Genomic DNA, 9,323 nt, shown 5'->3' with positions numbered 1-9,323 from the left:
AAGGCGGAGAGGAAGTCAATACGACGGTGCCGAAGCAGGACGCCGGGCGGACATCGGCGGCCCCCGTATCGGTGGGCCAGGCCGCCGGTCGGTGACCCGATGAACGCCGAGGATCTGGAACCGTCCGCCGACGATATCGCCCGCGCCCGAGCCGATCTGGCGACGATGCCCCCCTACGGCTTCAGGGTCATACTCGCGGCGCGCGCCGAGGTCCTCGCGCAGGAGCTCGACGCCGGCCACCTCGACGGCGCGGCGGGGGACATCCGCCGTATCCGCGCCCTCGTGGCCGCCCACCGGTCCGCGGCGGTGACCCGATGATCGGCCCGGATGGAACGCCGTTCCTGCTGTCCGAGTTGGACACCGTCGAGCTGCCCGCGGCCATCCCGGCGGGTGGCCGCCGGCCCCGATGGTGGGACTGGGTTTGGCGGGCACTACTAGTCGCGGCGGCTTTCACCGCGGGGATCCCGATCGGCATTTGGATTGCCGAACAGGCGGCGGCCCGATGAGCGGCCTGTACATGCATCATTTCGGTTACGTCCCCGCCCACCGCGGATGGCGTGACGCTTGGACGCGAATCCAGGTAGGCGCAAAAACAATCTGCGCGGACGCCGCCACCCACGGCGTCGCATTACAGGCCGATACCAGCCCGGCGTTCGTTTTGATTCGCGTCGCCGCTGGCCGTCCCGTCCTAGTCCTCTACGGCCCGGACGGGCCTGGCGCCTTCGGCCCTGGCCAGTGGCTCGTTGAAACCGTCCGTAGCGACCGGGCGGAGTGGGATCCGTGGATATGCGCGGCCCTGCTCCGTGTCCACCAGCTCGCCCCGGACGCTACTGGGATCGCTAGCGACGGAACATGGGGCAAAGAGTGGACGGACGGCATCGTCGCCGAAGTCGCAGACGCCGCGCCGCGGCGAATCGTCGCCCGCCTGTTCGGCGGGCGGGCGCTCGCCGCCGATTACCCGAATCCGCTGGTTACCGCCAGCCAGATCTGCGCCGGACCACCATTCGGCGCGGGCGGCCAGATCGTCGGCGAGCACGGTTCCGGCTGCGCCCGCCGCGGGCCGGGAGCCCACCAGATCGCCCCCGGCATCTCCCTCACCATCACAGCCACCGAGGACCCCTCATGCCCGAAGGCTCCTAGAGAGGACGTTATGACCAGCCGTATAGATCATCTGACGGGTGAGATGCGGGCTGCTATGGGCCCGCATGTGGACATGTGGATTGCCCGCGGGTTGGATTGCAGCCCGGTGGATTGGGCCCGGTGGGAGCGGGGTGCCCGCGCCTGCTACCGCTATGCGGGTGTTCCGTGGCCGGGCCGGGTGGTGCGGGTGCCGTCGCCGCTGGTGGGTGCGTTGGCGATGTCCGCCATCGGCCGGCTCGACGGCGTCCCGGTGGGCGGCGCGGTGGACGGCGAGGTGGCCGGCGAGGTGGACGGCGTGGTGGCCGGCGCGGTGGACGGCGCGGTGGACGGCGCGGTGGACGTCCCGGTGCGCGGCGCGGTGGGCGGCGCGGTGGACGTCCCGGTGGGCGGCGCGGTGCGCGGCGCGGTGGACGACGCGGTGAACGGCGAGGTGGACGACGCGGTGCGCGGCGAGGTGAACGACGCGGTGCGCGACGAGGTGGGCGGCGCGGTGGGCGGCGTGGTGGGCGGCGCGGTGCGCGGCGAGGTGAACGACGCGGTGTACGGCGAGGTGGGCGGCGTGGTGGGCGGCGCGGTGCGCGGCGAGGTGTACGGCGCGGTGTACGGCGAGGTGAACGACGCCGCCCACCGCTGGTGGAGGTATCTCGACGGCCAGTGGGCCGCCTCCTGGCTCGCCTACCTGGACTACTACCGCACCATCGGCCTCACCCTCCCCGGCGATCTATGGGACCGCCTACAGGCATACACGGACGCCAACCTCGCCGGCTGGTGGTGGCCCACCAGCCGGTTCGTCATGGTCGCCGACCGGCCCCGCGAAATCCACCTGGAACAGATCGGACCGGCCGGCTGGGACTCCCACCGGCTCCACCGCGACGGCGGACCCGCCATCTCCTGGGACGGCTGGGCGCTGCACTACTGGCACGGCACCCGCGTCCCAGCCGACCTGGTAGAGGGTGCCGGCTGGGACACGGCCCGGATCCTCGCCGAGCGCAACGCGGAGCTGCGCCGGTGTGCGATTGAGAGGACAGGCTGGGTCGAGTTCGTGGCCGCCGCGCATCTGACCCCGGTCGGGGCACGGGTCGCCGACCCCGGAAACCCGGGCCAGACGCTGGCCCTGTACCAGATCCCCGGTCAGATCGCCGGGGATGATGGTGACGACCTGGTGCTGATCTGCACCAACGGCACCGCCGCCGCCGACGGCCACCGGAGATCTTTCGGGCTGACATTCGGCTCTACCGAGATCGGCCCGCTCGGCGACCGCCCGGCGCTCACCGTCGCCGCCTGGTCCTATGAAGATCCGGACCATCCGGTCCGGATGACCCCCGACCTGTACGCGACTCTCGCACGCAGGACCTAACCCGCCATCACAACAGGAGGACTGACATGACCACCAGCACCAGCACCGTCGACATGGCGGCAATCGCCGCCGACATTGATATCCCCACGATCGTCGGACTCCCTGAGGCGCAGGGTGATCTGATCGTGATCCCCGCCGACGGGCAGATCCGCGACGCGGCCACCCCGCTTCCGGCCGCCGGGGTGCAGCTTGTCCGCGGCCAGGGCGGGCATGTTCACCAGCTCCTCGGCGCCGGGGATGTCCGCTGGGATCCGGCCCGCCGCCAGGGGCAGACCCTCGGCACCCTCACCGTGCACCAGGGTGCCACCGCCTACCTGGTGCACGGCGATGGCCGGGCAACCCTCGCCAGCCTGCGCGCGGAACGGGAAGCCGACCACGACGCGCTCGGTGTCGGCACCGGCACCTGGGTGATCCGCCGGCAGCGAGAAGGCAACCGGCGGCTGGTCGAAGACTGATCATCGGTGTAAGACGGCCCCGGCCGGCGCGGCAAACGCCGGCCGGGGCCGTGCAACCCAACCACCCGACACAACCGGGAGCAAGGCCGAGAGGAACTGGCGCACGAAGACGGCCCCCACCCATCCCGGGTGGGGGCCGTCTCGCTGTTCCTGTGCCGTTCAGACCGCCGCACCGGCCAGCCACTCGGGCACCGTGTCCGGCGCCTTGTTGAACGACGGGCAGGCCGTCACGTCCAGCGCGTTCCGCGCCCGGGTCACCGCAACGTAGAGGAGCATCAGCTCGTCTTCGGTCAGCTTGTTCGGCGCGGGGAAGTCCGCCGCGAGCTTCACCGTGTCCCACTCCAGCCCCTTGGACTGGTGTGCCGTGCACACGGTGATGTCGGCAGCCTTCACCCCGGCGATCTTGGTAAGACCTTCAATGATCGTCTCCGGACCGAACTTGTCGACCAGATCGACCAAAAGCGCGATCTCCCCTCCGAGCTCGTCATGCTCGGCGTACTCCTGGACCTGCCCCCAGGTCGAGAAGCACTGCAAATCGGGGAAGGCGGTCCAGCCGTTGTCGCGAAGGTCGATCGCAGCCTTCGCGAACTGGATCACAACCTCGCCGGTCTTCCCGGCCAGGCGAACCGTCCGCCCGCCGGCCATCAACGACAGCGCCGTTGACACGGCCTTCGCGTTCGTGCGGCACAGGATCGCGTCCGGCCGCGAGCAGGTGCCGACGTACCCAGTGTCATCGGCCCCGCCTGGCTTGCCCTTGAGCCGAAGCGGAGTGTCGAGCTGAGCCAAAATCTTGTTCGCGAAGTCCGCGATGTCCTGGCCGAACCGGAAACTCTGCGTCAGGTAGCAGGTGTGGTCCACCTCGAAGTTCTTGAAGGCGTCAACAGCCCCGGTAAATCCGTTGATCGCCTGAGCGGAGTCGCCGACCAGCACCACCCGGGTGCCCGCCCGCGCCTGGTTCTTAATGATCCCGAGCATGACTGGCGCCATGTCCTGCGCCTCGTCGATCATGAGGATTTCGGCACCCATCCGGTACAGGCCCCGCTTACTGAGATCATTCGGGTGCATGCCGAGCTGGTACATCTTCAAGAAATAGCCGGCATTGTAGGGGAGAACCCCGGTCAGGCTTACCGCGTCCGCCCAAGCCTTCTGCAGGGCCGGCAGCAGCGCCCGGCGGACCGTGTCGTTTGCCCGGTAGGTCCTCTTCCCGGTGGTCGGGTCGGGCATGTCGATGCCCTCGATGTACCGGAAGTGCTGCGGGCCAGGCTCGGCGTCGTCGGTCTGACAGAACCTTCGCACCGCGGCGACGACGAACGAGGCTTGCCAGCCTGCAGAGAGGGCCCGCGACCCGCCCCCGATCTGCGGCACCCAGATCGGGTCGTTCAGCCCGAGGGCCTTCGCCATGGTCTTCGGCGCCATCCGCCCACCCTGCCGATGCCTGTAAAGGTGGCCGACCGCGTCGTACGCAAAGCCGTGCATGGTCCGGCACCGGACGTGCTTGTGCTCGGGCCCGGACATGGATCGCTCCATGGAAAGGACGATCTCCCGGTTGAACGCGGTGTAGGCGACCCGACTGTACCGGAAGCTGCGGGCGATGGCCCCCAAGGTGGTCGACTTGCCCGTTCCGGCCCCGGCCTGGATTGCCAGATGCCCGCCCTGGCGGAACGTGTCGATCGCAATCTGCTGCTCGGCCGTCGGCTGGAAGTCCATTGCGCGATCCCCCTGTGCAGGTCGGGCACTCCGCCCGCCAATTCGTAGAAAGTACTTTTTACGAACAATACACACGCCCCCCTGCCGGGGCAAGCCGCCCCCGCCCGATACCCCTACCGACAGCCACGCACGGTGACCATGTCCAGCCCCGGACATCCGGACGTCCGACCGCCTACCGCGCAGGCGCACGCGAGCCACCAGCAGATCCGGACATCCGACCGGACACCGCCGGACATCACCCACCGTCACACCCCACCCGGCCGGGGGAGGGGAAAACGGGCCGTCAGGGTACTTTCTGTGAATCGCATGTAATGTGACGGCCACCCCGGCGCCCGCCGGGCCACGGAAGGGAACCCGCATGGCACAGAAGACCCTCGTCACCCTGCTCGACGACCTCACAGGCGAGGAGGCCGACGAAACCGTCCGGTTCGGGTTGGACGGCGCCCAGTACGAGATCGACCTGGCGCAGGGAAACGCCGACAAGCTGCGCGAGGCGCTGGCCCCGTTCGTCACCGCCGGCCGCCGCACCGCCACCACCCGGCCCCGGAAGCCCGGCCGCTCCGCCAAGTCCCGGGGGGATTCCGAGCACCCCGGCATCCGCGAGTGGGCCCGCGCCAACGGCTACACGATCAGCGCCCGGGGCCGGATCGCCACCGACGTCGTCGAGGCGTACGAGAAGGCCCAGAACGGCAGCGGAGCGTGAACAACCCGAACATCGAACTGGCCCGCAGCATCGTCGAGGCGGCACTTCCCACGGTTGTCGTACTGACGGCTGTCGGCCTGGTGGCCGTCACACTGCTGTCCGCCTACGCGATCGCGGGCAGCATGCGCCGCCCCACCACCGAAAACGATCTCCCCGACGGCTTCCACGAGACCCTCACGCACACCATGCCGATCGCCATTCCGAAGCCGCCCGCCGATCCGGTCCCGGCTGGCTGAAACCCGCGGTGGCCCCGCCGGACCTGTCGACGGGGCCACCGAATCGTAGAAAGTACCGACCTGGATCAGGGTCGGGTTACCATGCTCCCGGCGCCTGGAATGGCGCCGCCCGGCACGGTGCGGCTAACACCGGGCCGGGCGACTTGCACGAGCCCTGCAGGGAGGGACCTCGCGCCATGTGCGATTCTGCCGTGCCCACGCAGCCCTACGCCCGGTTGGGCGTGCCGCGAGCTGCCGTTTCTCGCCCGGTGGGTGCCTGATGGACGGCTCCACCATCGCCGGCCTCGTACTCCTCGGCTTCTCTGGCCTGTTCCTGTACGGCTGGCTCGGGAACCTCCGCTCCGCGCTCGTCTCCTACGCGGTCGCCGCGGGAAGCTGGTACATCCTGCTGGCGTTCCCGTTCACCCGGCCCGCGTTTGAGCTCCTGGTGACGCTCCGGGGGTCGTTCTGATGGCCGCCCCGGGCCCTGTCCGGAAGCGCGACCAGGCGTATCCGTGGGCCGTCGTGGGCCTCACCCTCGCCCTGTCGATGGCGGGCAACGCTGTGCACGCCGTTGACGCCCACACGGACGCCGTCTCCGACAAGACCGCCGCGTGGGGCTCCATCGTCCCCCCGATCCTCGCCGCGGTGGCCCTCCACGGCCTTCTCCGCGTACTCCGCCGCACCCCGCCCGGCTGGCAGCGGCACATCGTCGTCGGCCTGGTGGTCGCCGTGTTCGCCATGGCGTTCGCGATCTCGTTCGCCGGTCTGCATGCGTTCGCGGTCGCACTCGGGCACAACGGCTTCCTCGCCGTCTTCGGCCCGCTGATCGTGGACGTGACGACGGTGTACGCGGTGGCCGACGCGATGCTGCTGCACCGCCGTCCGTCCGCCCCCGCGGCTGCGCAGCCCCCGTCGGTCGGCGTGCCCGTGCGCGCGTCCGCCCCCGCCGCGCAGCCTGCGCACGCAGGCCCGCCCGAACCCGAGCACGACACGCGACCCGCGCACACCCCGACGCACGTCGCCGAGCCGGAGCCCGCCCGCGTGGACGACGCGCACACCGCGCCGATCCCACGCGACCCTGCGCGCGTGGCCACTCTCGCCGACGCGGCTGCTCGCCGCTCCGCCGAGTTCGTACCGGTGTGCACGGAGATCGTCCGGCTACGCCACCGCGGCGCGCGGGTGTCCTCGCGTGCGTTGGAGCGCCAGTTCGGCGTCAACGAGGCCACGATCCGCACCGGCTGGATTCCCAAGCTCGACAGCTACCTCGACAGCGGGGTGTGGTCTGTCAGCCCGGACGGTGAGCTCATCACCGACCCGCCACGCGAGCGCGTGGGATGACCGCCGTCATCGTCGTCGGGCTCGGTTTCCTGCTCCTCGTGGGATTGCTGCCCGACCCGGATGCGCCCCGCCAGGCTTCCCGCCCGGCGGGGCGCATCCGCGTTCAGGGTGGACGTGCCGCCACGCGTGCGGGGAGCGCGCGGCTGCGTGACGGTGCACGCGCGTGGCGCACAGCCACCCCCGCGGGCCGCCGCTGGCAGGCACGCACCACCGCCGCCGGCCTGCTCCGCAGCGCACTCTGGCCGGCCCCACGCACCACCCCCGCACGCACAGGAGGCCCACGCGTGGACCTGCGCCACCCGGCACGCACACGCACCCCGGCCACGCACGCACCATCCCCACGCGCGGCCACGCAGCCCGCGGCACGCACCGTGAACGCCACGCAGTTCGGCGGGTATGTGGAACTCGCCCGCCTCGCCCAGGCCGCATCGGCGGCCGGCGCGATGCCCCTCCCGGACGAAGGGCTCCCAGGCCTCAACGCGCAGCTGCGTGGCTGGCAAGCCGCCATCGCGTGCGTGCGTGACGGCTTCGACGCGTGGCTCGAAACACTCGACGCAGAAGCACGGCTCGACGCAAAGGTCATGAACCCGATGTGGGATGCGCTCGACGGCATCATCGCCGCACCTACCCTGATCGCACAGGCCGCGAAGGCGGAGGAAACCCTGTACGGCCCCCACCGTGACGCCGCCGAGACAGGGCTTCCGGTCGACCCGGCCTTCGCCCTGCCCCAGGCTGCGGGTGGCCGGCGATGAGCGGCGCCCCCTGGTTCGGCCCTGGCGCACGCGGCCACGCACGCGCGGACTCGCCGATCCCACGCACACGCCCCGCACCCCGAGTGCCACGCGTGGACGGCGGATGGCTGACCCGCCCGCGTCCCGTCGCGCGCACCTCCCGCCCGGACACGCCTCCCGCGTGGACCACGCAGGCGGAGCCCACGCATGTCCCGCCCCCGCAGGAGCCACGCACGCGCGGGGATGGCACGCTGCGCCGCGCACGCCGCTTCCTGTTCCGCACGCGCCACGCACTCGCCCCCGCGTGGTGCGCGCTCACGGTGGCGCTGCTGACGCTGCTGCTGCGTGACACCCTCCCGCCCGCAGCCGCGGTGTGCGTGGTGCTCGGCCTGTGGATGACGGCCGGCGGCTACGCCGCGCACGGCTCACGCACCACGGGCACGCGCCGCACGATCGTCGCCGCGGGCCACGCATCCGCCGCGTGGGCCCTGTGGGTCCTCCTCGGCACTCCACGCGCGGAGCAGGCCGTGGTGCTTCTCTTCGGCACGCTCGCGGCCTGGCCTGCGTGGTGGCGCTCCCACCGGGCACGCATGTCCCGCGCAGCCGGACGGTTCGCCCGTGCGTGGCCGTACGCGGTCGCACAGTGCCGCCTGGCCGGCGTCGCGCTGCTCACCACCGAGCCCGGGGAGGTGGACGGCCAGTGGTCCCACCGGGTCGACCTCAACGGCCACACCCTCGACCAGCTGACCGCCGCACTGCCCGCGCTGGAGGCGAAGCTCGGCCTGCGCCGCGGCAGCCTGCGCGCCGAAGCCGTCCCGGAAGATGCGTCCCGCGCGCTGCTGCACGTCGTCACCGCCGACCCGCTCGTCTCCACGCACGTCGACGCCCAGGGCCACGACGACGGCATCCCGTGGCCCGGTCCGAACCCGGATGCTCTCGCCGCCGACCCGTGGCCGATCGGCCCCTACGAAGACGGCCCGCCGGTCGAACTGACCGAGGGGAAGCATGTGCTGGTCGTGGCCGGTACTGAGGGGGGGAAAGGCACCCTCGCGAAGATCCTCCTCGGGGAGGCGATCGTCCGCCGGGACTGCGAAGCCCGCGTCGTCGACTTCAAGGGCGGCCGGCTGTCCCGCCAGTTCGGCCGCTGCCTCGCCGCGGTCGCGACGAACGCCGACGGCTACGACATCGGCATCCAAGCCGCCCGCGCGCTGCTACGCGACACCCTCGACACTGTCGACCGCCGCGCCGCCACAGGAGCCGCCTCCGGCCTCGACAAGCACATCACCACCCCCGACGACCCGCACATCACCCTGATCGTCGACGAAGCCGAACGGGTCCTCGACGACCCCGAATGCCTCGCCCTGCTCGTCGAGCTGTCGAACGTGTCCCGCTCGGAAGGTGTCCGCCTGGTCATCATGGTGAAACGGCCGACCGCGGACAGCCTCCGCTCAGGCCAGCTCTCCACGAACCTGAAGACACGGATCGTCCTCGGCGAGCAGGCCAACCCGCAGGACCTCCACCGCGCTCTCCCTGGCGCCGTCGACCTGCCTGTGGAGTCCCTCGACCGGCCAGGGAAATGCCTCGTCCGTCAGGGAGCCCAGATCCGACCCCGACCCGCCCGGGTGTGGCTGCCCTCCCACGCACAGATCGCCCAGCTCCGCGCCGACTACGAAC

10 protein-coding genes and 1 pseudogene are annotated in these 9,323 nt (G+C 71.2%); 10 read left to right on the top strand and 1 reads right to left on the bottom strand.

Annotated elements, in window-relative coordinates:
- Window positions 1-99 precede the first annotated feature (99 nt).
- From AC08OO_RS13630 to AC08OO_RS13615, 4 genes are read left to right on the top strand one after another with little or no spacing between them, the layout of a single operon-like run.
- Window positions 100-318: a hypothetical protein gene (locus AC08OO_RS13630; protein ID WP_476618584.1), complete on the top strand. Its 219-nt coding sequence runs from the start codon at window positions 100-102 to the stop codon at window positions 316-318.
- Window positions 315-506 carry a hypothetical protein gene (locus tag AC08OO_RS13625; protein WP_476618583.1) on the top strand — a complete coding sequence of 64 codons (192 nt, stop codon included), beginning with the start codon at window positions 315-317 and terminating at the stop codon, window positions 504-506. The genes AC08OO_RS13630 and AC08OO_RS13625 overlap by 4 nt, the downstream gene beginning before the upstream one ends.
- A complete protein-coding gene (locus AC08OO_RS13620) occupies window positions 503-2,497 on the top strand; it encodes a DUF6745 domain-containing protein (RefSeq protein WP_476618582.1) in 1,995 nt (664 codons plus the stop codon). Before AC08OO_RS13625 ends, AC08OO_RS13620 begins: the two co-directional genes overlap by 4 nt.
- 26 nt (window positions 2,498-2,523) lie before the next feature.
- Window positions 2,524-2,952 (top strand): hypothetical protein, encoded by a 429-nt coding sequence (locus tag AC08OO_RS13615; protein WP_476618581.1) that lies wholly within the window; start codon window positions 2,524-2,526, stop codon window positions 2,950-2,952.
- 159 nt (window positions 2,953-3,111) lie between these two features.
- On the opposite strand, the gene AC08OO_RS13610 is transcribed toward AC08OO_RS13615, so the two are convergent.
- Entirely contained in the window at window positions 3,112-4,659 is a 1,548-nt protein-coding gene (locus tag AC08OO_RS13610; protein WP_476618580.1) for an AAA family ATPase, read from the bottom strand.
- A 358-nt stretch (window positions 4,660-5,017) separates the two neighbouring features.
- On the opposite strand from AC08OO_RS13610, the gene AC08OO_RS13605 reads away from it, so the two are divergent.
- From AC08OO_RS13605 to AC08OO_RS13580, 6 genes and pseudogenes are all read left to right on the top strand, one after another.
- Window positions 5,018-5,362, top strand: a complete 345-nt coding sequence (locus AC08OO_RS13605) for a histone-like nucleoid-structuring protein Lsr2 (RefSeq protein ID WP_476618579.1) — start codon at window positions 5,018-5,020, stop codon at window positions 5,360-5,362.
- On the top strand, window positions 5,359-5,598 hold the full coding sequence (locus AC08OO_RS13600) for a hypothetical protein (RefSeq protein ID WP_476618578.1): 240 nt from the start codon (window positions 5,359-5,361) through the stop codon (window positions 5,596-5,598). Before AC08OO_RS13605 ends, AC08OO_RS13600 begins: the two co-directional genes overlap by 4 nt.
- 259 nt (window positions 5,599-5,857) lie before the next feature.
- Window positions 5,858-6,049: a hypothetical protein gene (locus tag AC08OO_RS13595; protein WP_476618577.1), complete on the top strand. Its 192-nt coding sequence runs from the start codon at window positions 5,858-5,860 to the stop codon at window positions 6,047-6,049.
- The gene (locus AC08OO_RS13590) at window positions 6,049-6,918 is read left to right on the top strand and encodes a DUF2637 domain-containing protein (protein ID WP_476618576.1); all 870 of its coding nucleotides are present in this window, start codon (window positions 6,049-6,051) and stop codon (window positions 6,916-6,918) included. Before AC08OO_RS13595 ends, AC08OO_RS13590 begins: the two co-directional genes overlap by 1 nt.
- Window positions 6,915-7,670 carry a hypothetical protein gene (locus AC08OO_RS13585; RefSeq protein WP_476618575.1) on the top strand — a complete coding sequence of 252 codons (756 nt, stop codon included), beginning with the start codon at window positions 6,915-6,917 and terminating at the stop codon, window positions 7,668-7,670. The genes AC08OO_RS13590 and AC08OO_RS13585 overlap by 4 nt, the downstream gene beginning before the upstream one ends.
- A 92-nt stretch (window positions 7,671-7,762) precedes the next feature.
- A pseudogene (locus AC08OO_RS13580) lies at window positions 7,763-9,323 on the top strand (hypothetical protein); the annotation flags it as partial.

Source organism: Frankia sp. CeCAU1 (assembly GCF_977971845.1).
Note: the sequence above shows the minus strand (reverse complement) of the source record. Positions and strands in the feature narration are given on the sequence as shown.